The following is a 311-nucleotide window of genomic DNA, read 5'->3' as shown; positions in this document are numbered from 1 at the left end:
GAACCGTGCGGCTTAACGCAACTTTATGGATTGAAGTACGGTACGCTGCCGTTAGTGCGGCGCACCGGTGGGCTTGCTGATACGGTTTCTGACTGTTCTCTTGAGAACCTTGCAGATGGCGTCGCCAGTGGGTTTGTCTTTGAAGATAGTAATGCCTGGTCGCTGTTACGGGCTATTCGACGTGCTTTTGTACTGTGGTCCCGTCCTTCACTGTGGCGGTTTGTGCAACGTCAGGCTATGGCAATGGATTTTAGCTGGCAGGTCGCGGCGAAGTCGTACCGTGAGCTTTACTATCGCTTGAAATAGTTTTC

At 52.1% G+C, this 311-nt stretch carries 1 pseudogene; it reads left to right on the top strand.

The window, feature by feature from the left end:
- Positions 1–306, top strand: a pseudogene (locus LZP73_RS19750) (starch synthase); the annotation flags it as partial.
- Positions 307–311 lie beyond the last annotated feature (5 nt).

Origin of the sequence: Shewanella sp. AS16 (genome assembly GCF_021412365.1) — a bacterium.
GTDB lineage: Bacteria > Pseudomonadota > Gammaproteobacteria > Enterobacterales > Shewanellaceae > Shewanella > Shewanella salipaludis.
This window is presented reverse-complemented; position numbering and strand designations above follow the sequence as displayed.